The organism is Noviherbaspirillum sp. Root189 (assembly GCF_001428545.1).
In the GTDB taxonomy this organism is placed as follows: Bacteria; Pseudomonadota; Gammaproteobacteria; order Burkholderiales; family Burkholderiaceae_D; genus Noviherbaspirillum.
This window is the reverse complement of record NZ_LMHZ01000008.1, coordinates 86,263-109,278: the sequence shown is the minus strand read 5'-3', so window position 1 is coordinate 109,278 and position 23,016 is coordinate 86,263. Positions and strand designations below refer to the sequence as shown.

Genomic DNA, 23,016 nt, shown 5'->3' with positions numbered 1-23,016 from the left:
GCCCACTTTAAAGGGTGCTTTATTTGCGGTCAAGTAATATCCGGCAACAAAAATGGGATTTTTTCTAATGAAGTCAATGACTTAGCGCGTTTCGTTACAGCAACCTCAGAACTGAATTGTGAGGAAAATTAAGCACTTATCGCAGAAACTGAAGGTGACGCCTTAGAAGTACACATGTGTTTCAGTACCTGTGGGCAAGCCAATTGAATGGTGATTCCATTGCTATTCGGAACTTTGATGTGCCATGCGGAAATAGGTTTCGTGCTTGCGGAGCGACAGAACTGTCCGTTTGGCAAGTAAAAATCGATGTGCCGAGAAAGGATTCAGGGACAATTGCCGGGAAGATAAAACTGCGGGGCGGTCTGCTTGAGCGTGGTAAAAGTAAAGTCGTTATCGAAACCAAGCAATTTGCCGGAACCGGCCGCAAAGGCGAAAAAGAAGCGGTCATATGCGCGCCCGGCCCTGACATGATCGGTATTGCTGGCAGTGAAACAGCCCTGTCCGGAGGGTGTACGCTGCCCGGCAAGCCGACTCATCATGGCCTTGATGGCCCCCATCTGCCGCCCGTCCTTGTTTGCATAGTCGGGATCGCTACGGCTGAAATCGAACCAGTCCCAGCAGGCGTTGGGATTGGTCGCAAATCGTGCGCGTGTCTGGGGGTACAAAACGACAATCCCATTGGTGTCAGCCCAGAGGTTATACCCTGCATGACGCACAAAATCCTCGTCAACGGCGGTGACGTTCTGGCGACATCCGTGGAAGGCGACATGCAGTCGGCAGCGCGCCCCCGGTTGATGGTCGCAAGCGGCTGGCACGTACACATAGCCCGTGTCCCCCAACCCGACGGCGGCTGCATTGCCGCTTTCGGTGAACTCATTCTGATCGAACTTGATCAGCCGACCGCTTTGTCTGTCGCTGCGCGGATTGAGGTTGCCGCCGTAAATCCAGTTCAACAATTCGCCTGCGGCATCGATGCCGCATTTGCCGAGATAAGGACTGCCGAGCTGACCGCAGTCGTTGCCGAAATTTTCCGTCGGAAACGTATGCTCGGCGCGCGGGTCCTTCACGAAATGGATTTGCGCTGCGGGCACATAGCGGCGGTAATAATCGTTCAGGTCCTCCATCACGGCTGATGGTACTTCGCTGTCACGCCCGCCGGTAAACATCCAGATGCGTTGCGCGCTCAGGCCGGACACGGGGTCGACCTTTCCTTCGGCGGCGAGACGATCGGTGATGCCGGCAAGGCGCGGGACATCGGTCGCCCCACGGGCAACCTCGCATGCCGAGAAGAACGGGATACCGGTGCAGCTGCATCGTGACGTGGCGATATCGACATGACCCTGCGCGCAATAGTAAGGACCGCCCGCAATGACGCCGGCACCCTTGATGTCGGCCGAGTAGGCAACGCTGAACTGGACCGCCATGAATGCGCCCGATGAGAGCCCGGATACCGAGGTCTCATCGTTGTCCACGCCCAGCCCTGGCAAGACTACCGGCGCGGCGATGACTGCGCCGCTGGCAGACCATAGCAGCACGCCAGTCATGACAAGTCTGGCCAGGCGCAATGCTTGTGATGGGAAATGGGGGCGAAGGAGGTGCATTGCAGCACTGCCAGAAGGAGAGAGCCTGTTGGTCGTGGGATGACGTATCGGAAGCGGGAAAGCAATTCCGGTTGCCCTGTGATGATGCTGGTTTAGCGGCCGCTAATTCGGAGGGACCCCGGTGTCGCAATCCTCCACTATTCGCAGTGATTCATCCCACGGCCAACAGGCTCTGGAGAGGCGTACTTTAGCGAAACAAAGATTACGCGCGTTGAGATTGCTCAAGCCGTCCGGAACGGTACGGTCGTTCCTGTAAAAACACAACATATTGCACGCAATTCAATCGCAAAAATAGATGCAGCGGTGCGCTCAAGGAAGCATTCAATCGAATAAAGTGAAGCAAGCCGATAGGCCGGATTCTGTTACGGCGCCTGGGGTTGCCCTTGCGCGCTATGACAGCCATTCCTCTAGGCCGTGAATTGCTCCACGGCTCAAGCTTTCTACCCGCACGCTCCGCGAGCAGCATCAATGCGTGCCTATTTGAAATTGCTCCGGGTGGAGGTTACCGCGTTTCACCGTAACTTAATACGCTCGTCTCTGTGGCCCTATTCCGCGCCTCACGGCGGACGGTCGTTAGCCGTCACCCTGCTCTGTGGAGTCCGGACCTTCCTCCCGCTATCTTGCGATAGCCAGCGGCTGTCTGGCTTGCTTCAGGCGGCATTGTAACGCAGGCGGCGTGTCGGGCGGTCTGTGTGGGCAGGAAAATTCTTCAAGGGTATCGGCACATTGGAATCTCGCGTCAACTCCCCTATGAGGCCTGCCTCGTTGCAACCGACAGAAACCGTCAGCATGCGATATATTGTTGTGCATCCTGAATGACAAGTTGATTATCATGCCAACATCCCGCACCGGCGGCCAGCTACTGGTCGATGCTTTGCAAACTCATGGCGCCGACATTGCATTCGGCGTCCCCGGCGAAAGCTATCTCGCGGTGCTCGATGCGCTGCATGACTCCTCGATACGTTTCATCATCAATCGCCAGGAAGGCGGCGCGGCATTCATGGCCGAAGCCTACGGCAAGCTGACCGGACGCCCCGGCATCTGCTTCGTGACACGCGGGCCCGGCGCGACCAATGCATCGATAGGCGTGCATACCGCACATCAGGATTCAACGCCGATGATCCTGTTCATCGGGCAGGTCGGCAATGATTTCGTCGAGCGTGAAGCTTTTCAGGAAATCGATTACCGCCGCATGTTCGGCACCATGACGAAATGGGTGGCGCAAATCGATCGTGCCGACCGTGTGCCGGAATATGTGGCACGTGCCTTCCAGGTCGCCACCAGCGGCCGTCCCGGACCCGTTGTGCTGGCGCTGCCGGAAGACATGCTGAGCGCTTCGGCGGACGTGCCGGACGCACGGCCATACAAGCCGGTGCAGGCGGCGCCGGCGCCTTCGCAGATCGCGGAGTTGCGCGCGATGCTGGCCGCTGCCCAGCGGCCTGTCGTGATTCTCGGCGGCACGGTATGGACCAGCGAGGCATGCGATGACATACGCCGCTTTGCCGAAGCCAACGCCCTGCCTGTCGCCTGCGCATTCCGCTTCCAGGATCTGCTGGATAACCGGCATGCGCACTACATCGGCGATGTCGGTATCGGCATCAACCCCAAGCTCGCCGCACGCATCAAGGCTGCCGATCTGGTGATTGCCATCGGCCCTCGTCTCGGCGAAATGACCACTGGCGGCTATACCTTGCTTGACGCACCCAATCCACGTCAAGGACTGATCCATATCCATGCCGGCGCGGACGAGCTTGGGCGGGTCTACCAGGCCAATCTGATGATCAACAGCGGCATGCCGCAGATCGCGGCGGCGCTGGCAGGCATGGAGCCCGTCGATGCAGGCGCATGGCGTCATACAGTCGCCGAGGCGCGCGCCGACCTGCAGGCTTGGCAAGCCGAACCGCCGATCTTCAAGGACAAACAGGCCAGGCTCAATCTGTGGCAAGTGGTACAAGCACTCAAAGCCGAACTTCCTGCGGACACCATCATCACCAATGGCGCAGGCAACTTCGCCACTTGGGCGCATCGATTCTGGCTCTATGGCGGCCTGCGTACGCAACTCGCGCCAACCTCGGGCGCGATGGGATACGGTGCGCCCGCTGCAGTGGCAGCGGGCATCATCGAGAAGCACGCCGGACGTCAGCGCAGTGTCGTCAATTTCGCGGGTGACGGCGACTTTCTGATGAATGGACAGGAACTGGCGACTGCGGTGCAGTTCCAGTCCGGCGTGCTGTTCATTGTGTTCAATAACGGCACCTACGGCACAATTCGCATGCATCAGGAACGCGAATTCCCGGCACGTGTTTCCGGCACGTCGCTGCACAACCCGGACTTTGCCGCCCTGGCAAAAGCCTATGGCGCGCATGGCGAAGCGGTCGACACGACAGAGGATTTCTTGCCTGCATTACGACGGGCGCGCGCGCATATCGTGTCCACCGGCATGCCGGCCCTGATCGAACTGCGTTACGACGCGGATCTCATCACACCCAATGCTTCGCTTGAAACGATTCGCAACACCGCGCTGAACGCCAGGACCTGAGCTTATTTCTAGCTTGCAACGCGTGATCTTCCAGACTGTCCGGTCCGTCATGTTTGAAAGCGTAGCGTTTCCGTAAGCTGCAGCAGAATTTTTTCGGGAAAAGTTTGTCAAGGAATACACGGCGGCACGGCACCGACGTTGCGTTCGCCTGCGCGTCGCATCGCTCCCCTTCCGCCCGGCCTCCTTCTGGCAGGAGCGTTACCATCCGACACCACTTACTTTCCGAATATGGCACTCGTTTCCATCACCGAGGCTGCGAAACTTGTTCGCAGGAACCGCTCAACCCTATATCGCGACATCGAGCGCGGCCGTCTGTCCAAGACCGTCACGCCCGAAGGCGAAACGCAGATTGAAACTTCCGAATTGCTGCGGACCTACGGACGACTGCATGCCAACGACGCGGAACATGGCAATGCGGTCGATCACGACAAGGTGAGAATTGCGATTCTTGAAGAAAGGAATCGCTCGCTTGAGCGGGCGCTCGCGCTGGAAGCGGAATTGCGCAAGGTAAAGGATCAGGTCACGACGGAATTGCGCGCAAGGCTGGCGGACAAGGATAGCGTGATCAAAGTACTGGAAAGCAAGGTGCTTTTCCTGGAGTACGACAGGCAGGTAGAAGCAGTCAAGCCCGCGCCAGCCGAAACGGCGGCAAAGGCGGCACCCGAGCCGCAACAGACTATGCCTGAACCACGACCGGAAGCGCGGCAGGAACCACAGCAGACGTCGGTGCCAAAGGAGCAAGAGGACCTACCAGGGGCGCAGGCTCCGTTAACGCCACCGTCGCCACAAACAGCGCAGGCGTCACATCAGGCACCCGAGCCGGCCCATGTGCCGGAACCGGAGGTCACCACGTCACGTCCACCCGCACCAGCTTCGCAAGTCGGCCCTTTGACAGATCAGCCGCCCAACGTCGACACCCCTGGCTCTATGCAAGCGACAGAACCCGAGCGTAAGGCCGTGCCTGAATTTGCAGCGCCAATCTATGCCCAGAAATCGGCGGACCCTGAAATCCCCACCACCCGGAAGACCATCATGCCGCGCAAAAGCTGGTGGGCCCGGCTCCTGCATCGCCGTTGACGCGCTGCAGGTCTGTAGGTTGGAGGACCGCGCATACGGAGGCGCCGTCCCTGATAACGCCGTGAACGCTGGTTAAACGAATTTCGAGAAATCCGGACGCCGCTTTTCAAAGAAAGCAGTGAATGCTTCCTTCGCTTCGTTCGCACCCAGCATTTCACCGAAATGCTTATTTTCTGCCAGCATGCGCTGCTGCACAGCCTCAACCTGGCTGTCTTTCATCAAGCGCTTGGTGGTGCGCAGCGACGATGCTGGCAAGGCGACCAGTTTCGCCGCCTGCGCGTGTGCAAACGGAATCAGGTCAGGTGCCGGCAACACGCGGCTGACAAAACCCATTTCCTGCGCTTCCTGGGCCGAAAAGGCTTCGCCCAGCAGCAGCTTTTCCGCAGCGCGCTGGTAACCGACCATTTGCGGGAACAGCATGCTGGAGGCGAATTCGGGACACAGACCAAGCTGGGTGAAGGGCATGGAGAACTTGGCATTCTCCGCCGCGTAGACGAGGTCGCAATGCATGAGCAATGTGGTGCCGATGCCGACAGCGGCGCCGGCGACAGCAGCGACAACCGGTTTGGAGGCGGTGCTGAGATGGCGCATGAACTGTGCGACCGGGCGTTCACCGACCGGTGCAGATGAATGCTTCATGAAGTCTTCAAGGTCGTTGCCGGCGGTAAAAATTTCCGGCTTGCCGATGATGAGGATCGCACGTACGGCATTGTCGGTTTCGGCATCGCTGAGCGCGTCGGCCATCAACTGGTACATCGCCGAAGTGATTGCGTTCTTCTTGTCGGGACGGTTGAATTCGATGGTCAGAATGCCGTTGGCCTTGGTGGTCTGGATGTCCATGTCTTCTCCTGTGAAATAGGTAGTCTTATACGCTTTGGTCTTCTGGTGTTCTGGTGTTTAGTTTGTCCAGACAAACTCGATGCCCTCGCAACACGCTCCGTTAGATCCCCTCCCCCTTGTAGGGGGAGGGTTAGGGTGGGGGTGTGCAGGTCAAATCAACGCATACGGCAGCTCAACCGCACTACCCCCATCCCAACCTTCCCCCTGCAAGGAGGAAGGAGCCGGTCACTGATGCGCTACTTGTTGCGGGGCTCATCATGCACGTTTACTCGGGTTCACCGGCACAGTGATTGTGCACGAATATTGATGGTTGCGTGCTGACCGAGCCGACGCTGAGTATTTGGCGAAACGGAAACCATTCACCAACAAAAAAGCCGCGCAGCTACGTAGTGCACGGCTTTCGAATCACACATCAAGCACCGAATTTAAACTGCTTCAAAGATACCCGCCGCACCCATGCCGGTACCGACGCACATGGTTACCATGCCGTACTTCAGGTTCTTGGCACGCATCGCATGGATCGTCGTTGCGGCACGGATCGCGCCGGTTGCGCCGAGCGGGTGGCCGAGGGCAATCGCGCCGCCGTAGGGATTGACCTTGGAAGGATCCAGACCGAGGTCCTGAATCACCGCGAGCGCCTGAGCGGCGAACGCTTCATTCAGTTCGATCCAGTCCAGCTGGTCCTGGGTGATGCCGGCGGCGCGGCAGGCTGCAGGAATCGCTTCCTTCGGACCAATGCCCATGATTTCCGGCGGCACACCGCGGACGGCGAACGACGAGAACTTCGCGAGCGGAGTCAAATTAAACTGCTTGAGGATCTTTTCCGATACCAGGATCAGCGCGCCGGCCCCGTCCGACGTCTGCGAGCTGTTGCCGGCCGTGACGCTGCCCTTGTTGGCAAATACCGGCTTGAGCTTGCCCAGCACTTCCAGGCTGGTGTCGGCGCGTGCGCCTTCGTCCTGGTTGACGGTGCGGGTCTTGATATCGATCTGCCCGGTGCCGAGGTTCGGGAATTTCTCGATGATCTCGACCGGGCAGATTTCGGCTTCGCGTGCGCCCGATTGCTGCGCAGCGATGGCACGGCGATGCGATTCCAGCGCGAACTGGTCTTGCGCTTCGCGGGAGATCTTCCACTGCTGCGCAACCTTTTCCGCGGTCAGGCCCATGCCATAGGCCATGCCGATGTTTTCATCCTTGAACACGCCCATGTTGATGGCCGGATGGTGACCCATCATCGGCACCATCGACATCGATTCGGCACCGGCGGCGATCATCACATCGGCCTGGCCGACGCGGATGCGGTCCGCCGCCATGGCCACAGCGGTGATACCCGATGCGCAGTAACGGTTGATGGTTACGCCGCCAACCGTGTTGGGCAGGCCGGCCAGCAGCACGGCGTTACGCGCCATGTTCATGCCTTGCTCAGCTTCGGGGAACGAGCAACCGACGATGGCGTCTTCGATGGTCTTTGGATCGAGGTTAGGCACCTGTGCCATGGCCGCTTGCAGCGCGCGTACCAGCAGGTCGTCCGGACGGACGTTCTTGAACATGCCGCGCGGCGCCTTGCCGATCGGCGTGCGGGTCGCTGCGACTACGTATGCTTCTTGAAGTTGTTTGCTCATGTTGAAATTCTCCTGGTTCATTCAGCCGACGACGCGGCGGGGAGCCGTGCGATCGTGCCCTGCGCGATTGCGCACAAAGTCTCTTTACCTTCGTCGACGACGAAAATATCGCAGCGGCATGCCGCCTGCGACTTGCCTGCATGGACGGCGACGGCGCGGGCAATCAGCTCCTGCCCGATTGCCGGACGCACGTAATTGATCTTGTATTCCGAGGTGACGACACCGGTACCAAGTGCCGCCCCGCCCGCGAAGGTCAGGGCATTGTCGGCGGCATAGCTGACCACGCCGCCGTGCACGAAGCCATGCTGCTGCTTGAGCTTGTCCTGGATCGGCACGCGCAATTCCGTGCCTTCCTGGTCAAACTTTGTCAGGACCGCGCCGACCAGCATGCTGAACGGCTGTGATGCCAGTGCCTGTTTTCCAATCTGCAGCAGGTCCATGATGTCGTCCTGTATTAACTGATCAATCCGCTTAGTTACGCGCTTAGTTACACGCTTAGTTACGAACGGGCTTGCCGGTCTGCATCATGCCCATGATGCGTTCCTGCGTCTTTGGATTGTTCAGCAATTCCATGAAGGCCTTGCGCTCCAGGTCCAGCAGCCACTGCTCGCTGACCAGACTGCCCGGCTCGATGTCGCCGCCGCAGACGATCTCGGCGATCATCGCACCCAGTTTGTAATCGTGCGCGGAGATGAAGCCGCCGTCACGCATGTTGACCAGCTGCGCCATGATGGTGGCCATGCCGGTACGGCCAGCGACCGGAATCAGCTTCTGCAGTTGCGGACGGTAGCCGGCATCGAACATCGCCCGTGCTTCCACCTTGGCCACGTGCAGCAGCTCGTAGGGGTTGAACACGATCACGTCGTTCTGCGACAGGTAACCCATCTTCTGGGCTTCGAGCGCGGACTTCGACACGTTGGCAGTCGCTGCGTTGGTGAAGTAGTTCTTCAGGAACTGCAGGATGTCGGTGCCCTTGGCATCGGCTGCTGCGCGCACTGCCGCTTCCTTCAGGCCGCCACCCGCCGGCACCAGGCCCACGCCCACTTCCACCAGGCCGATGTAGGACTCGATCGAGGCAACACGTTTTGACGCATGCATCATCAGTTCGCAACCGCCGCCCAGCGCCATGCCGGATACCGCTGCGACTACCGGCACGTTGGCATACTTGAGCGCCTGGTGCGCCTGCTGCAGCTTGGCGACTTCGGGCTCGATGGCCTTGACACCGCCCGACATGAAGACCGGCAGCATCGATTGCAGGTCGGCACCTGCCGAGAACGCGCCGCCGTCGGCAGCATCCGCACTCCAGAGTACCAGGCCCTTGTAGTTCTTTTCGGCTTCGTCGATAGCCTTGGCGAGACCGTTGATCACGCCCTGGCCGATCACGTGCATCTTGGTCTTCAGCGACAGGATCAGCACGTCGTCGTTCTGATGCCAGATGCGAACCGATTCGTCTTCAAAGACAGTGGTGCCGGCCTTGGTGCCGTCCAGTGCGTTTTCGCCGAGCACAGTGGCGCGGAAAGCCTGACGCTGGTAGACCGCGAGGTCGGAGCGCGGCACGTAGGCATTTTTTGCCGGCGACCAGGAGCCTTCGGCAGTATGCACACCGGTACGGCCGTCAAACACCCATTGCGGCAGCGGTGCATTGCACAGCGCCTTGCCGGCGTCGATGTCGTCCTTGACCCACTCGGCCACCTGTTGCCAGCCGGCTGCCTGCCAGCCTTCGAACGGACCGTTCTTCTGGCCGAAGCCCCAGCGCAGGGCGAAGTCGACATCACGTGCGCAATCGGCGATCGATTCAAGATGCACGGCGATGTAGTGGAAGGTGTCGCGGAAGATCGCCCACAGGAATTGCGCCTGCGGGTTGGTCGACTCGCGCAATGTCTTCATCTTCTTGGCCGGATCCTTTTCCTTCAGGATGCGCACCACGATATCGTCGGCCTTGCCGGTGGACGGGACGTAATCGCCCTTCGCGCCGTCGAAGCGCAGGATGTCCTTGCCCACCTTCTTGAAGAAACCGGCGCCGGTCTTCTGTCCGAGCGCACCGGCGGCGATCAGTTTTTCCAGCAGTTCCGGCGTCTTGTAGACCGGATAGAAGGGATCGTCCTTCAAGTTGTCCTGCATGGTCTTCATTACGTGGCCCATGGTGTCGAGGCCCACCACGTCGGCAGTACGGAAGGTGGCCGACTTGGCGCGACCGAGCTTGGTGCCGGTCAGGTCATCCACGACATCGACCGGCAGGCCGAATTTCTGTGCTTCATACATCGTCGCCATCATGCTGAAGATGCCGACACGGTTGGCGATGAAGTTCGGTGTGTCTTTCGCGCGCACCACACCCTTGCCCAGCGTCGTGGTCAGGAAGCCTTCGAGCTGATCGAGGATTTCCGGACGGGTCGAGACGGTCGGAATCAGTTCAACCAGGTGCATGTAGCGCGGCGGGTTGAAAAAGTGCACGCCGCAGAAACGCGCTTTCAGATCGGCATCGAAACCTTCGGACAGCGCGGTGATCGACAGGCCGGAGGTGTTCGATGCAAAGATGGTGTTGGGGCCGATGAATGGAGCGACCTTCTTGTACAGGTCATGCTTCCAGTCCATGCGCTCAGCGATCGCTTCGATGATGAGGTCGCAACCCTTGAGGATCTCAAGGTTGTCTTCGTAGTTGGCGACCTGGATCAGGGATGCATCATCCTTGTTGCCGAGCGGGGCCGGGCTGAGCTTCTTGAGGTTTTCGATCGCGCGCAGCACGATGCCGTTCTTCGGGCCTTCCTTGGCCGGCAGGTCGAACAGGACAACGGGGACTTTCGCGTTCACGCAGTGGGCGGCGATCTGCGCGCCCATCACGCCGGCGCCGAGCACGGCGACTTTCTTGACGATGAAGTTGGACATGGGGACTCCTTAAAATTTCGTATGGACTGTCCCCTCCCCCATGCAGGGGGAGGGTTAGGGAGGGGGTAGTACGGTTGAGCAATCGTAGGCGGTTGATCGACCTTCTCACCCCCATCCCGACCTTCCCCCTACGAGGGGGAAGGAGCCGTGCAGTGAGGTGCTTAGAACAGATCTTCTTCCAGCGCCATCAGGTTCGCGGAACCCGAGCGTGCCTGGCGGATCAGCATTGCTGTTTCCGGTTGCAGGCGGCCGAAGTAGAAGCGTGCGGTGGCCAGCTTGGCCTTGTAGAAGTTATCGCCGGAATCCTGCTTCTCCAACGCGATCTTCGCCATCTGCGCGAAGAAGTAGGAGAACACCAAGTGACCGACCACGCGCAGGTAAGGGACGGCGGCGGCGCCGACTTCATCCTGATTCTGGAAAGCCTTCATGCCGATTTCCATGGTCAGCTTGGTGACCTTCTCGCCGAGATCGGCCAGCGGGGTGATGAATTCGGACATCGCCTCGTCGGTGCCGTTCTCTTCGACGAAGGCCTGGACCTTGGCGCCGAACTTGCGCAGCTTCGCGCCGTTGTCCATCAGGATCTTGCGGCCCAGCAGGTCCAGCGACTGGATGGTGTTGGTGCCTTCATAGATCATGTTGATACGGGCGTCGCGCACATACTGCTCCATGCCCCATTCGGAAATGAAGCCGTGGCCGCCGTAGACCTGCATCGCTTCCGATGTGGCGATCCAGCCGTTGTCGGTCAGGAAGGCCTTGATGATCGGTGTCAGCAGCGCGACTTCGTCGGCGGCGTCCTTGCGGACTTGTTCATCGGGATGGTTCAGTTCACGGTCGATCTGCAGCGCGATGTAGGAGCTGAATGCGCGGCCGCCTTCGGCAAATGCGCGTGCGGTCAGCAGCATGCGGCGCACGTCGGGATGCACGATGATCGGGTCGGCTGGCTTGTCCGGTGCCTTGACGCCGGACAGGCTGCGCATCTGCAGACGGTCCTTCGCGTAGATCACGGCGTTCTGGTAAGCGACTTCGGTCAGGCCGAGCGATTGCATGCCAACGCCGAGGCGGGCCGCATTCATCATCACGAACATCGCGTTCAGGCCCTTGTTCGGCTCGCCGATCAGCCAGCCCTTGGCGCCGTCCATGTTCATCTGGCACGTCGAGTTGCCGTGGATGCCCATCTTTTCTTCGATCGCGCCGCAGAAGATCTTGTTGCGCTCGCCCGGTGTACCGTCGGCATTCGGAATGTACTTCGGTACCAGGAACAGCGAGATGCCCTTGGTGCCCGATGGTGCGTCCGGCAGGCGTGCCAGTACCAGGTGAATGATGTTGGCCGACATCTCATGCTCACCGGCCGAAATGAAGATCTTGCCGCCGGAAATGCTGTAGGAACCGTCAGCCTGCGGCTCCGCCTTCGAGCGCAGCATGCCGAGGTCGGTGCCGCAATGCGGTTCAGTCAAGCACATGGTGCCGGTCCACTCGCCCGACACCAGCTTGGGCAGGTACATCGCTTTCTGTTCCGGCGTGCCGTGCGCATGCAATGCCTCGTAAGCACCGTGCGACAGGCCAGGGTACATGGTCCATGCCTGGTTGGCCGAGTTCAGCATTTCGTAGAACGAATTGTTGATCACGAGCGGCAGGCCCTGGCCGCCGAATTCGGGGTCGCAGGACAGGGATGGCCAGCCGGCTTCGACGTACTGCTTGTACGCTTCCTTGAAGCCCTTCGGTGTGTGGACAACGTGGGTCTCTTTGTCGAGACGGCAGCCTTCGCGGTCACCGCTGTGGTTCAGGGGAAATACCACCTGGGAGCTAAACTTACCGCCCTCTTCCAGGACCTGGTTGATGATGTCCTTGTCGATCTCGGCGTGCTTCGGCAACTGCTTGAACTCATCTTCCACTTTCAGCAGCTCGTGCAGCACGAACTGCATGTCACGCAAGGGAGCGACGTATTGACCCATGGTTATTTCTCCTGACGACTAAACAGATTAGGCTGTCTTCTTGACAGCGGATTTGGGGTTCGGTGTTGCAGCCGCCTCGGCGGACTGCGTGTTCGCATAACTTTTGATCAGGCGTTCGAACCCGACTTCGGCGCGATTGACGCTGCCGGGCAACTTCAGGAAACGTGCATCGTGATGCAGGGCCAAGATTAAACCGTACGTCTCGAAGACCAGTTGATCCGGATCGGTATCGGCGGACAGATGGCCCATTTCGATAGTCTGTACCACGCAGCGGCGCAGCGCGTTCTTCCATGCGCGCACCATGCCTGCCAGTTCTTCGCGGATTGCACCGGGACGATCGTCGTATTCGACCGCACCACTGATGTAGATGCAGCCGGAAGCGATTTCGACCGACACGCGCTTGACCCAGCGGGCGAACATGCCTTTCAGGCGCGGCAGGCCGCGCGGCTCCTTCATGCTGGGATAGAACACTTCCTGCTCGAAGTGATGGTGGTACAACTTGACGACTTCGATCTGCAAATCTTCACGGGAACCGAAATGCGCGAACACACCCGACTTGCTCATATTCATCTTGTCTGCGAGCAGACCGATGGTGAGCCCTTCCAGCCCGTCACGGCTGGCAAGGTCAAGTGCCACATCCAGGATCGCGGCGCGGGTAAGTTCGCCTTTGCGCATCAGTTTTGTTGTCGAGTCAGTCATGTTGGTTGCCACGGTAGTGCCCTATCAAAATATTCAAAATTCAGCACGGCGGATAACCTGAAGCGAACGCTCGTACTATTATCTACCGAAGTATAAATGTCAAACAGGAACTTAGAGTGACGATTCTATTTATGCTATGCAGCAAAATGGCGCGAAATCGCCCGTCGAGGCAGGTGGTATGGGCCGGCGTGGCGGCTCAGAATTTGTCGATGAGTCGCCTGTCGCGCTTGGTTGGTCGTCCCTTGATGGCTTCACCGGGTTCGCGGAAGAATTTTCGCTGTTCCGCTTTCTTTTCGCGTTCTGCGATGCTGCGTTCGGTCTCTTCGTAAAGCGTTTGGGCAATGGTGGCCGAGCCTCGCTTGTCGGCGAGGTCGCGCACCTGTATTTCCCACTCTGTGGAACCGTTGTCAATCTCCAGCATATCGCCGGGTTTTACCCCGCGTGCCGGCTTGACACGTTCGCCATTCAGACGGACTTTTCCACCATCGACGGCGTCGGTCGCCAACGATCGGGTTTTAAAGAAACGGGCGGCCCAAAGCCATTTATCAATTCGTACGGATTCTGACATCGTCTGTATATGCAGGTAACACACTGCATTTTATAGTGCGGGCGCGTTTTTTATATCGTGCAGCGCAATATTCAATGTGTTGTGTTTTAGTCGGCTCAACCGAATTCCGGCTTTCCGTGACGAAAATGCACCGGACTTGTCCATACTATAATCGCGGCATTGCGCTCCATACCGGGCACCGCACTGACATGATCGGATCGACCGTGGCAATTGACGATAAGGACACTGCACGGCTAAAAGCCTTGATGGCTGCGGTAGGACGCCGTGATGCCCTTGCTTTCCGGGAACTATATGATGCTACTTCGGCGAAACTGTTTGGCTTCGCGCTGCGTATAGTGGTAAAGAGGGAGCTGGCGGAAGAGGTATTGCAGGAAAGTTTCGTCAATATCTGGAACAACGCTTCCAGCTACCAGGCAGGCCTCGCCGCACCAATGACATGGATGACGACCATCGTGCGCAACAAGGCTTTCGATATGCTGCGCCGCATAGATCATACGGTGGAAATCGATGCCGACACCTTTGACAAGGGCGTGATGGAAGCACTGGAAAGCACCAACCCGACCCCAATCGAGGCGCTGCAGATGAGCGGCGATGCGAAGGCGTTGGCAAAGTGCTTCTCGCGTCTTGAAGGCTTGCACCGGCAAGCGATTGCATTGGCGTTTTACCACGATCTGTCGCACAGCGAAGTCGCCGAGCAGATGAAACTGCCGATCGGCACCGTCAAAACCTGGATCCGGCGCGGCCTCGAACGGCTCCGGCTCTGCCTTTCCAAGCTGGAGGGCGTATGAATCTCCAGCAAATCCGTCATAACGACACATTGCGTGAAAAACTCGCCTCGGAGTATGTGCTGGGCACGTTGCGTGGCGGCGCTCGCCGACGCTTTGAATCCTGGCTGCGCGACGACGCGGCCCTGCAGCGGTCGGTCGCCGAGTGGCAGGACCGGCTCAACCCGATGGTGGAGTTTGCTGCGCCTGCCGCACCGTCGCCGCAGGTATGGCAAGCCATCGAAAAACAGCTCGACCTGCGCAGCGTGCGCATCAACCAGTCCAGAAAATCGTTCTGGCTCGGCCTACGCGAAGACCTTGCGTTCTGGCGCGGTCTCGGCATGGCATCGACCGCACTGGCCGCAATATTGATCACGGTGCTGCTGACACGCCTGCCCGAGCCGGGTGTGGCGCCGACATCGTATGTCGCTACGCTGTCGGATGACAAGGCACAGCCGGTCATGGTCATTACCGGCGACACGAAACGCCGGCAGTTGACCGTCAAGGTCGTGACACAGCAGCAGGTCGCCGCCGACAAGAGCCTGGAACTGTGGGCAGTGCCGAAGGAAGGTGCGCCGCGTTCGCTCGGACTGGTTGCGGCAAACGGAACAGTGACCTTGCCGTTGCCCGAAAACGCGACGCCGGAATCCGTGCCGGTACTGGCGATCAGCCTGGAGCCGAAAGGCGGTTCACCGAACCCGAATGCACCGAGCGGACCGGTGATCTACAAAGGTGCGTGGCTGCAGATTTGACGGAAGGCGGGCGCAGCGAATCTGCGCCCGCTTAGCTTGTTAGCTTGTTAATCTATTAACCGCCGAAGCGCCATGCGAGATGCACGCCGAGCATCAGCAAGCCGACAAAGAAAAACAGCCGGAAGGTGTCGGCCCGCACTCGTGCGCGCACGCCCTGCCCAACAACCATGCCCAGCAGAGCGGGCGCCAGAGACGCCAGCGATGCGCCGGCCACCGACAGATGGAAGCTGCCCTGCACCATCAACACCGCCGCGAGGCCCACTGTCGACACGGTGAATGACAGACCCATGGCTTGCACCAGTTCCTCCTTGTCCAGATCCAGCGCCTGCAGATAAGGCACGGCAGGAATCACAAAGACACCGGTAGAGGCCGCGATCACTCCCGTCACGCCCCCCACCACCGGCGACAACCACCACTCCAGCCTTTTCGGGACGGAAAACTTCTTTTTGCTCAAGCCGAACAAGGCATAGCCGATAAGCGCTATGCCGAGCAGCATGCTGTTACGGCCACTGGTATCGGGATCGAGCGCCGCCGCGCTGATCCCGATGCCGACGCACAATCCCGCCAGCATCCCGCCGAGGCGGCGCAGCAGCGGCAAGAAGCGGGGACCTGCAAGCAATTGCCAGACATTCGTGACCAGCGAGGGTACCACCAGCAGCGAAACCGCCTGTACCGGCGTCATCACCAGCCCAAGCAAACCGATCGCAACCGTCGGCAAACCGAGACCGATCACGCCTTTGACAAAGCCTGCCAGCAGAAAGATGGCAGCAATGATCAGGGAAGAAGGACTAATGAAATCGCTCATGGACGCGCTGTGCCTGCCGATGTTCTTGATATGCCCGAAGTTGGGACGAACTGCGTCTGTTTTGGCTTGAGTCGTGTGATGCCGAACATCACCAGTGCCAACCCGGCAACTGCTTTCGCTTCCGTATTGCCCGCCATATCCAAGCCTTTTTAAGTAAGGCCTTATTCTGCCGCGAAGCCCTCGACGCTAAAATGCTTATTATCTGTAGTCAGCCTTCGCCATTGGAGAAACCATGCATTTTGACCTGACGGATTTGCGGCTGATGATCGCGATTGCCGAAAGCGGCAGCCTCAGCCGTGCGGCGGCTGACTTTCCGATTGCACTGTCGGCCGCCAGCAACCGGCTGCGTCTGCTGGAACAGCGGATCGGCATGCCCTTGTTTATGCGTCACGCCGACGGCATGACGCCGACGCCAGCAGGGCGGATCGCGCTTGACCATGCCCGCCGCGTGGTAGCCGAATCGGTGCAACTCGGTGAAGCCTTGCAGGCGCTGAGCGGGCAACAGCGGGTGCGCGTACGCATTGCCGCCAATACCGTGGCCAACAGTACGTTCCTGCCACCCGCGCTAGGGCCGTTTCTCAAGGATTTCCCGGAAGTCGATCTGCAGATCGAAGAGCTACCGAGTGACCAGATCCTGCGCGCTCTGTTATCGGACAACACTGATGTCGGTGTCCTCGACGGAAACCTGCAGCTCACCGGCATCGTGTCCCTGCCCTTCCGTCACGACCGCCTGGTGCTGCTTGTACCGCAAGACCATCCTCTGGCTGCCCGTCACGATTGCCTGCTCCGTGATGCGCTGGGCTATGCATTCATCGGCATGCCTGCCGAACGTGCTCTGCAACATTTCGTGGAAGAGATGGCTACCATGCTTGGCAAACCGCCGACAGTACGGGTTCGCGCTCCGGGCTTTTTCGCGATTGCGCAGCTGGTCGCGCAAGGAGCTGGCATTGCGGTGCTGCCGGAAGCCGCGGCAAAACGCCACAGCATGGCAACGCCGACTGTGATCGTTGCGCTGAATGACCCGTGGGCCACGCGTGAACTACGGCTCTGCGTGCGTAACCTCGATGGCCTGTCGGCACAGGCGCGGCAGCTTGTAGCCTACCTGTCCGACATCCACGCGCAGTAAGCGTTGCGCGACGCGATGCAGGCAGCGCCGCGATGCGACGCCATTTATGCTTTGCCTTCGCGCGCCTTTGTCACTTCCATCTGACCTTGCTGGAAACCGGCGACCGGCACGATTTCGCCGCTACGATCCTGCAGACGATGCGCATTGGCGACCAGCTGCTCGACCGCATCCGGGCGCTCGCCGATGTGCACGCCATCGGTCAGCGTAATGTTTGAACGAGAGAACGTCCCTGCGCCCGCGCACAGCACCATCTTGTTCGGCGCGTCGGCCGAGGCCAGATACAGCATACCGGGGGTGACGCTTTCCGGCGTCAGCAGGGCCAGCACTTCCGGGGGCATCAGGTCTTCCGTCATGCGCGTCGCCGCGGTCGGTGCCAGGCAGTTCACGCGAATATCGTATTTTTCGCCTTCGAGTCCCAGCGTCTGCATCAATCCCACCAGCGCCATTTTGGCGGCACCGTAATTGGCCTGACCGAAATTGCCGAACAGGCCGGACGACGAAGTCGTCATCACGATGCGGCCGTAATTTTGCTGCTTCATGATTTCCCACACGGCCTTCGTGCAATAGACAGCGCCCATCAGGTGCACATCGACGATCGCGCGGAAATCATCGAGAGTCATCTTTGAAAAACTTTTATCGCGCAGGAAGCCGGCATTGTTGACAAGGATGTCAATGCGTCCCCATTCGCGCATGACCTGCTCCACCATTTCCTGCACGGCGGCCGGATCGGTTACCGATGCCGCGCTGGCAATTGCCTGTCCGCCGGCTTCACGGATTTCGGCGACCACCTTTTCCGCCGGCGACATGCCGTTGCCGGAACCATCGCGCGCGACGCCAAGATCGTTGACAACAACACGCGCGCCACGGGCCGCAAGTTGCAAGGCATGAGAACGCCCGAGTCCTCCGCCGGCACCGGTCACGATTGCGACTTTGCCATCAAAACGGATGGGAGCAATGGATTGAGCTGATGTAGTCATGGTGGTTGCACATAATAAAGAGATTGTGAAGCATCAATCTTAAGCGGATTTTGGTTTCCGTGAGCAACACTGCGGTACGACGGGGCGTGTCATGACGCGACATGACGCGAAACAATGAACCTGAGCGGTGACAATACGTCTCAAGGTTTATGCGGTTGGCGGGTTCGATTCCATCGTGAATGGAAATACGGACACGCCTTTTTTCCAATCCATTGTGTCGAGGAGTGAAACATATGAACCTACTGCTTACCGGGCAACATGTCGATATCAGCCCTGCCCTGAGGGAATACGTAGAAACGAAGCTGGAACGTGTGATCCGGCATTTCGACCAAATCATCGATATCGCAGTGGTACTCGGCGTCGAAAAACCATCAGAAAAAGACAAGCGGCAGCGGGCAGAGGTCAACCTTCGCATGAAAGGAAACATCATCCATCTGGATCACTATGCAGAAGATTTGTACGCGGCCATTGATGGGCTGATGGACAAGCTGGACCGGCAGGTGATCCGGCACAAGGACAAGGTGCAGTCGCACAGAAACGAAGCACTGAAGCACGTCAGCGGCGGGGATGCAGGCGCTGTGGACATGTGACAAAAGTGTCTGGCCTGGATGTCTGACGTAAGATGGTCTGCTCCCTCCCTTTCAAGGGGAGGAAGCCTCAATAGCGTAACAAGGCGATCCTGTAATAAACGCCGCTGAGTCCGCACATTCTTTCGGACACTGATCACGCGGCGCTCAATGCAGCGGCGCCGAAGTATTCATGTCGCTCACATCGTCAACTACCGCGCCATCGGAAATCGATCTGCCAAACGTCGCTTCCTCATACCACCGTTGCACCTGCTGCAAATGTGCGCGTTCTTCATCGAGGGCTACGCTGAAGTCGGTAATCAGCGACATTTGTCCCTGATCTTCAACTAATGCGATCAGCTGTTCCCACCCGACGTTGTCGGTCATTTCTGCCACCAGGATGGCGTGCAGCGACTGCGCCATTGTCGTGCGCGGATCGGTCAGTACCTGCATCAAGCCCTGAGATTCGACACCGACCACATCGGCGCACGGCGTTTGTGAAGTCGGATCACCACCGATAGTTTCAATTGCGCTCGCCATCATGCGGAAATGACGAACTTCATCGTCCCGGATTTTCTGCAGGTCGGCCAGCGTCATGCTGGTGGAGTCGTCCTGCAGCGCGGTAAATTTAGTGATCAATGCATCATAGAGCCGCGTGCCGGTACGCTCGAAGGCCAGCCGCTCACCGAGCTTGTCGAGCAGGAGTTGCGGCTTGTTCCCGGTCAGCATGGAGACGCCCGTGGTGATCGCACCGTGTATCGTGCCCGGCACCGGCACCGAACCAAGACCATCTGCTTCATTGATGTAACGGCTGCGCATTTCAGCGAGCGCACTCTCGTCGCCGGGCGGTACCGGCGTCACTAGCGTGGGATGCGCGGATTGCATGCTTGTCGTATCGATCGGCGACATCTGTACGCCGGTGCGATTCATTCCCATTTCAGGTTGCTGCTTCATGATGTTTCCTTCCTTGGTTTGCTGCACCAATCTCATGCTCAGCTCAAACCGCCACGGCCACCTTGCGATTCAGCTCGGTACCAGGTGCCCAGATGTACCCTGCGGCGACGGTTTCACTTGGCGATCCATCCGAATTGATATGCTGGCGATAGGCGACCGATGCCTGGCTTTCATTCGCCTTATCCACAATTTGCATGCCGTTCGCCCGCAGATCGACTTCCTTGAGCAGTACCTGCCTGACGAAATCGCGCTGGCTTGCAAAGAGAATCGGCTCGGGCAGATCGCCGGGAAAAAGTTCGGTTGGATCGCGCCGTTCGATCTGCTTGAACAGCTCCGCAACGTAGTGGAAATGACCAAGCTCGTAATCCAGAAAACGCTCCCAGATCGCCTTTACGCGCGGATTGCTTTCCTGTTGCACGCAACTGTAGTAGTTGTAGACTTCCGCAGCCTCGTGCAGCAGCCATTGCTCCAGCCAAGTTTCATCCGGGTCGAAGAAGCATTCATATTGCGTGACATGTTGTTCCTCGATCGAGGCAATCTCGGCATACAGCTGTCGCGCAACCGGGTCGGCAAACTGCGGACCGACGTTGAGATAATACTGATGCACCTGCGACTCGGTCGCCACGATGGTCAGCGCATTCAGGCGCGTCACCGGGGCGGCGGTCAGCCGGTTGTAGGATTCGCGCACATCGTCTTCCGGTGCGCGATGCTCCACCACCGTGGGACGTCCCGGCAGAATATCGGTATAGCTCTGCAGGATATTGTTTGCATCCTTGCCTTCCAGGCGATCAAGCAAGGCCGAGTAACGATACAGGTGATCAAAATCTTCCAGCATGCCGAAACGATATCCCTGTGCAAGAGTAGGATCCGGTTCGCGTTGCGCGACGGCTGCGGTAATCTCGATGGCCACCTGCTCGTAACCAATGGTGATTTCCAGCGGTGAATGGTCGGGGCCAAGCAGCCAGTTCACCATCGTGGCCTGATGCTGCTCACTACGCCGCACTTTGGCCAGCGCGACCCGCAAGTCGCGATTGCGCCGTGCCGCCATGTGCTGGAAGCGGATTGACTCCTGCTCGATGCCATTCATCAGGATGATGCGGATACGGGTAAAGGCGTCGTCATCCAGCTTGCTGATCGGCTTCTGCACCATGTCTCGCCAGGTAAAGCGCTGCTGGTCGATCGGTGTACCTCTTGAACTGAACAAATTGAAAGCCATTGCAATGCTCCTTCGCTGAACAGGAATGGGGATGGCGATGATGCGGGTTGAATCCGCAATCCGACAGTGGTCATTCAGCTGCTTCGATGAAGCGGCTATGGCAAAGTTCGCAATAGCAGATCGAGTTTTTCAGAACGTCGCCGAAGATGTTGAGCCATGCCAATGCAGGTGTATTTGCGCAGGGAACAGCGCACAGGGAATAGCGATAAGTAAATCGATGCAATACAGTCGATGCACTACAGGAAGCCGGTGTGCAAAGCGGTGCCGCACAAATGACTCGTCGCTGCGACGACATTACATCACCACTTTGCGATTATCGCCGAGCGCATCGGTATTGCCGGTCATCATGCCCTTGGCCAGGCCATAGAGCCGCTTTACCGTACTGCCCGGCGCAATCCAGTATTCGGCTTCGGTGATCGTGACCTTGAGCAGTACCAGGTCGGGATCGTCGAGACCTGCGGGAAACCAGGGCTTGATCCAGGGTGTCCAGAGCGAGCGCATTTTTTCCTTGTCGCGCACGATTTCGGCTGTCCCCGAAATCGACAGGTAGTCCTGCTTGTCCGGACGTGCATAACTCAGGTTGACCTGCCGATGATTTTGCTGCGATTCCTCGACCTTGGGTGAGGACAAACCGGTGAAAAACCACAAATTGCCGGCCGAATCCATTTGCATGGTGGACATGGGGCGGCTACGCAAGGTGCCATCCTCTTCTTCCGTGGTCATCATCGCGAACTTGATTTCTTCAACCAGCTGCGCGACCTCCTGCAATTCGCCATAGTTTTGATCTTGTACATCCATGGAAATTCTCCTTAGGGAAAGACGCTGTAGGCGCCTGTACAAAGGAGAATCGCAGCGCAGGAATAAAGTTCCGCTCAGGATGGATTGGCAGGTTGTGCCGTCAGCATGTTGGCGTCGCGCACAATTACCCAGTGATTGCCGTGCTGTTTGCGCAGTATCGTCAGCGTGTTGCCCGAACGCTTCATCGGTAATCCGTTGCGATACGGCGTTACGGTCACTGATAAGTGTGTCCAGCAATAAGCGACATCGTCGTTGACCTGCAACTCTTCAATCTTGCCTTCCGACTCGATGCGAAAGTGCTGCATGCCTTCGCGAAATGCCGCGATGAAAGTATCCTTGCCGCGCATTGGCGCCTGCCCCGGCATCAGAAAAACGACATCGTCCGACATCATGCTGTGCAGGCGATCAATATCCCCTTCTTCAGAGGCAATCTGCCAGTCTGCAATAAGACTTCGTATGGCAAGTTCGTCGTTATCCATGATCGGCTCCAGCATAAAGTTAGGATTTACGGGACTTCAGGCATGACCTGTGGCCAGGCTGCTTGCACCAGTTGCGGCAATACTTCACCGGCCTTGCCGCGTAACACGTATTGCGCAATCTCGTCATGGCTGGTCGCCTCCGGATTGATCTGCACCACCGTGCGTCCGCAGGAGCGGGCATACCGCGGCAGGCTGGCCGCAGGTTCAACCAGGCTGGAAGTGCCAATGCAAAAAAATACATCGGCTACCTCAAGTACGTCAGAGGCCCGCGTCCAGGCATCGGCCGGCAGGGCTTCGCCGAACCACACCACGCCAGGCCGCAGCATACCGCCGCAATGCGTGCAGCGCGGCGGCACATTGTTCGTGCCTTCCTTGCCGTTGGCCTGCTGGCGGCAGTCAGCGCAGAAGTCATTCCAGATGTTGCCGTGCAATTCAATGACGTTCGCGCTACCGGCTTTTGCGTGCAATCCGTCCACGTTCTGGGTGATCACCGTAAGCTCGGGCACGACCTGCTGCATCTGTGCAATGGCAAGGTGTGCCGGATTAGGCCCTGCATCCGCCATCAGTTCACGCCGCCATGCGTACCAGTTCCAGACCGTTACCGGATCGCGGCGAAACGCTTCCGGCGTCGCCAGATCCTCTGCCCTGAACTTTGCCCACAAGCCGGTCTGCGCATCACGAAAGGTCGGGATGCCGCTTTCGGCAGACACTCCCGCGCCGGTGAACACGGCAATGTGCCGGGCACTGCGCAGCTTCTCCAGCAACACAAAGTCAAAGAGCATGGTGAGCGATCAGACG

Annotated in this window: 21 protein-coding genes and 1 other RNA gene; 6 read left to right on the top strand and 16 right to left on the bottom strand. The window is 58.7% G+C overall.

Annotation, left to right across the window (positions count from 1 at the left end; all coding sequences use genetic code 11):
* Positions 1-323: 323 nt before the first annotated feature.
* Both ASE07_RS06270 and rnpB read right to left on the bottom strand, forming a co-directional pair.
* Entirely contained in the window at positions 324-1,601 is a 1,278-nt protein-coding gene (locus ASE07_RS06270; protein WP_082583978.1) for an extracellular catalytic domain type 2 short-chain-length polyhydroxyalkanoate depolymerase, read from the bottom strand.
* 332 nt (positions 1,602-1,933) lie between these two features.
* An RNA gene (gene rnpB / locus ASE07_RS06360) (RNase P RNA component class A) lies at positions 1,934-2,253 on the bottom strand.
* A gap of 180 nt (positions 2,254-2,433) precedes the next feature.
* On the opposite strand from rnpB, the gene ASE07_RS06265 reads away from it, so the two are divergent.
* Entirely contained in the window at positions 2,434-4,140 is a 1,707-nt protein-coding gene (locus ASE07_RS06265; protein WP_057289977.1) for a thiamine pyrophosphate-binding protein, read from the top strand.
* A gap of 228 nt (positions 4,141-4,368) precedes the next feature.
* Positions 4,369-5,217 carry a hypothetical protein gene (locus ASE07_RS06260; RefSeq protein ID WP_057289949.1) on the top strand — a complete coding sequence of 283 codons (849 nt, stop codon included), beginning with the start codon at positions 4,369-4,371 and terminating at the stop codon, positions 5,215-5,217.
* 72 nt (positions 5,218-5,289) lie between these two features.
* Here ASE07_RS06260 and ASE07_RS06255 read toward each other — a convergent pair whose 3' ends face one another.
* From ASE07_RS06255 to ASE07_RS06225, 7 genes are all read right to left on the bottom strand, one after another.
* Positions 5,290-6,057: an enoyl-CoA hydratase gene (locus tag ASE07_RS06255; RefSeq protein WP_057289948.1), complete on the bottom strand. Its 768-nt coding sequence runs from the start codon at positions 6,055-6,057 to the stop codon at positions 5,290-5,292.
* A 425-nt stretch (positions 6,058-6,482) separates the two neighbouring features.
* Positions 6,483-7,679 (bottom strand): acetyl-CoA C-acyltransferase, encoded by a 1,197-nt coding sequence (locus ASE07_RS06250; RefSeq protein WP_057289947.1) that lies wholly within the window; start codon positions 7,677-7,679, stop codon positions 6,483-6,485.
* 17 nt (positions 7,680-7,696) lie between these two features.
* Positions 7,697-8,119 carry a PaaI family thioesterase gene (locus ASE07_RS06245; protein ID WP_057289946.1) on the bottom strand — a complete coding sequence of 141 codons (423 nt, stop codon included), beginning with the start codon at positions 8,117-8,119 and terminating at the stop codon, positions 7,697-7,699.
* 55 nt (positions 8,120-8,174) lie between these two features.
* On the bottom strand, positions 8,175-10,562 hold the full coding sequence (locus ASE07_RS06240; protein ID WP_057289945.1) for a 3-hydroxyacyl-CoA dehydrogenase/enoyl-CoA hydratase family protein: 2,388 nt from the start codon (positions 10,560-10,562) through the stop codon (positions 8,175-8,177).
* A 161-nt stretch (positions 10,563-10,723) separates the two neighbouring features.
* A complete protein-coding gene (locus ASE07_RS06235) occupies positions 10,724-12,514 on the bottom strand; it encodes an acyl-CoA dehydrogenase C-terminal domain-containing protein (protein WP_057289944.1) in 1,791 nt (596 codons plus the stop codon).
* A 27-nt stretch (positions 12,515-12,541) separates the two neighbouring features.
* The gene (locus ASE07_RS06230; RefSeq protein WP_057289976.1) at positions 12,542-13,189 is read right to left on the bottom strand and encodes a TetR/AcrR family transcriptional regulator; all 648 of its coding nucleotides are present in this window, start codon (positions 13,187-13,189) and stop codon (positions 12,542-12,544) included.
* A gap of 220 nt (positions 13,190-13,409) precedes the next feature.
* A complete protein-coding gene (locus ASE07_RS06225) occupies positions 13,410-13,781 on the bottom strand; it encodes an RNA-binding S4 domain-containing protein (protein ID WP_057289943.1) in 372 nt (123 codons plus the stop codon).
* 245 nt (positions 13,782-14,026) lie between these two features.
* Here ASE07_RS06225 and ASE07_RS06220 point away from each other — a divergent pair, with 245 nt between their 5' ends.
* Positions 14,027-14,569: an RNA polymerase sigma factor gene (locus tag ASE07_RS06220; protein ID WP_156396425.1), complete on the top strand. Its 543-nt coding sequence runs from the start codon at positions 14,027-14,029 to the stop codon at positions 14,567-14,569.
* Positions 14,566-15,297 (top strand): anti-sigma factor, encoded by a 732-nt coding sequence (locus ASE07_RS06215; RefSeq protein WP_057289942.1) that lies wholly within the window; start codon positions 14,566-14,568, stop codon positions 15,295-15,297. Before ASE07_RS06220 ends, ASE07_RS06215 begins: the two co-directional genes overlap by 4 nt.
* A 55-nt stretch (positions 15,298-15,352) precedes the next feature.
* Here the strand turns inward: ASE07_RS06215 and ASE07_RS06210 are convergent, their stop codons facing one another.
* Positions 15,353-16,102, bottom strand: coding sequence for a sulfite exporter TauE/SafE family protein (locus ASE07_RS06210; RefSeq protein WP_057289941.1), 750 nt, complete (start codon positions 16,100-16,102; stop codon positions 15,353-15,355).
* Positions 16,103-16,334: 232 nt separating this feature from the next.
* Between ASE07_RS06210 and ASE07_RS06205 the strand changes: the two genes are divergently transcribed.
* The gene (locus ASE07_RS06205; protein WP_057289940.1) at positions 16,335-17,228 is read left to right on the top strand and encodes a LysR family transcriptional regulator; all 894 of its coding nucleotides are present in this window, start codon (positions 16,335-16,337) and stop codon (positions 17,226-17,228) included.
* 44 nt (positions 17,229-17,272) lie between these two features.
* On the opposite strand, the gene ASE07_RS06200 is transcribed toward ASE07_RS06205, so the two are convergent.
* Complete coding sequence (locus ASE07_RS06200) at positions 17,273-18,205, bottom strand: SDR family NAD(P)-dependent oxidoreductase (protein WP_057289939.1); 933 nt, start codon at positions 18,203-18,205, stop codon at positions 17,273-17,275.
* 233 nt (positions 18,206-18,438) lie between these two features.
* Here ASE07_RS06200 and hpf point away from each other — a divergent pair, with 233 nt between their 5' ends.
* The gene (gene hpf, locus ASE07_RS06195; RefSeq protein ID WP_057289938.1) at positions 18,439-18,795 is read left to right on the top strand and encodes a ribosome hibernation-promoting factor, HPF/YfiA family; all 357 of its coding nucleotides are present in this window, start codon (positions 18,439-18,441) and stop codon (positions 18,793-18,795) included.
* 144 nt (positions 18,796-18,939) lie between these two features.
* Here the strand turns inward: hpf and ASE07_RS06190 are convergent, their stop codons facing one another.
* The 5 genes from ASE07_RS06190 to ASE07_RS06170 form a co-directional block, all read right to left on the bottom strand.
* Positions 18,940-19,725: a ferritin-like domain-containing protein gene (locus ASE07_RS06190; protein ID WP_235548364.1), complete on the bottom strand. Its 786-nt coding sequence runs from the start codon at positions 19,723-19,725 to the stop codon at positions 18,940-18,942.
* Positions 19,726-19,768: 43 nt separating this feature from the next.
* Positions 19,769-20,941, bottom strand: coding sequence for a hypothetical protein (locus tag ASE07_RS06185; protein WP_057289937.1), 1,173 nt, complete (start codon positions 20,939-20,941; stop codon positions 19,769-19,771).
* A 294-nt stretch (positions 20,942-21,235) separates the two neighbouring features.
* Positions 21,236-21,739: a pyridoxamine 5'-phosphate oxidase family protein gene (locus tag ASE07_RS06180; RefSeq protein WP_057289936.1), complete on the bottom strand. Its 504-nt coding sequence runs from the start codon at positions 21,737-21,739 to the stop codon at positions 21,236-21,238.
* A 74-nt stretch (positions 21,740-21,813) separates the two neighbouring features.
* Positions 21,814-22,218: a YybH family protein gene (locus ASE07_RS06175; protein WP_057289935.1), complete on the bottom strand. Its 405-nt coding sequence runs from the start codon at positions 22,216-22,218 to the stop codon at positions 21,814-21,816.
* Between the two features lie 26 nt (positions 22,219-22,244).
* Positions 22,245-23,000 (bottom strand): SIR2 family NAD-dependent protein deacylase, encoded by a 756-nt coding sequence (locus ASE07_RS06170; RefSeq protein WP_057289934.1) that lies wholly within the window; start codon positions 22,998-23,000, stop codon positions 22,245-22,247.
* Positions 23,001-23,016: the final 16 nt, after the last annotated feature.

Coding starts and splice junctions, on each gene's coding strand:
- ASE07_RS06270 (WP_082583978.1), bottom strand. CDS start 1,601: ATGCACCTCCTTCGCCCCCATTTCCCATCACAAGCATTGCGCCTGGCC.
- ASE07_RS06265 (WP_057289977.1), top strand. CDS start 2,434: ATGCCAACATCCCGCACCGGCGGCCAGCTACTGGTCGATGCTTTGCAA.
- ASE07_RS06260 (WP_057289949.1), top strand. CDS start 4,369: ATGGCACTCGTTTCCATCACCGAGGCTGCGAAACTTGTTCGCAGGAAC.
- ASE07_RS06255 (WP_057289948.1), bottom strand. CDS start 6,057: ATGGACATCCAGACCACCAAGGCCAACGGCATTCTGACCATCGAATTC.
- ASE07_RS06250 (WP_057289947.1), bottom strand. CDS start 7,679: ATGAGCAAACAACTTCAAGAAGCATACGTAGTCGCAGCGACCCGCACG.
- ASE07_RS06245 (WP_057289946.1), bottom strand. CDS start 8,119: ATGGACCTGCTGCAGATTGGAAAACAGGCACTGGCATCACAGCCGTTC.
- ASE07_RS06240 (WP_057289945.1), bottom strand. CDS start 10,562: ATGTCCAACTTCATCGTCAAGAAAGTCGCCGTGCTCGGCGCCGGCGTG.
- ASE07_RS06235 (WP_057289944.1), bottom strand. CDS start 12,514: ATGGGTCAATACGTCGCTCCCTTGCGTGACATGCAGTTCGTGCTGCAC.
- ASE07_RS06230 (WP_057289976.1), bottom strand. CDS start 13,189: ATGCGCAAAGGCGAACTTACCCGCGCCGCGATCCTGGATGTGGCACTT.
- ASE07_RS06225 (WP_057289943.1), bottom strand. CDS start 13,781: ATGTCAGAATCCGTACGAATTGATAAATGGCTTTGGGCCGCCCGTTTC.
- ASE07_RS06220 (WP_156396425.1), top strand. CDS start 14,027: ATGGCTGCGGTAGGACGCCGTGATGCCCTTGCTTTCCGGGAACTATAT.
- ASE07_RS06215 (WP_057289942.1), top strand. CDS start 14,566: ATGAATCTCCAGCAAATCCGTCATAACGACACATTGCGTGAAAAACTC.
- ASE07_RS06210 (WP_057289941.1), bottom strand. CDS start 16,102: ATGAGCGATTTCATTAGTCCTTCTTCCCTGATCATTGCTGCCATCTTT.
- ASE07_RS06205 (WP_057289940.1), top strand. CDS start 16,335: ATGCATTTTGACCTGACGGATTTGCGGCTGATGATCGCGATTGCCGAA.
- ASE07_RS06200 (WP_057289939.1), bottom strand. CDS start 18,205: ATGACTACATCAGCTCAATCCATTGCTCCCATCCGTTTTGATGGCAAA.
- hpf (WP_057289938.1), top strand. CDS start 18,439: ATGAACCTACTGCTTACCGGGCAACATGTCGATATCAGCCCTGCCCTG.
- ASE07_RS06190 (WP_235548364.1), bottom strand. CDS start 19,725: ATGAAGCAGCAACCTGAAATGGGAATGAATCGCACCGGCGTACAGATG.
- ASE07_RS06185 (WP_057289937.1), bottom strand. CDS start 20,941: ATGGCTTTCAATTTGTTCAGTTCAAGAGGTACACCGATCGACCAGCAG.
- ASE07_RS06180 (WP_057289936.1), bottom strand. CDS start 21,739: ATGGATGTACAAGATCAAAACTATGGCGAATTGCAGGAGGTCGCGCAG.
- ASE07_RS06175 (WP_057289935.1), bottom strand. CDS start 22,218: ATGGATAACGACGAACTTGCCATACGAAGTCTTATTGCAGACTGGCAG.
- ASE07_RS06170 (WP_057289934.1), bottom strand. CDS start 23,000: ATGCTCTTTGACTTTGTGTTGCTGGAGAAGCTGCGCAGTGCCCGGCAC.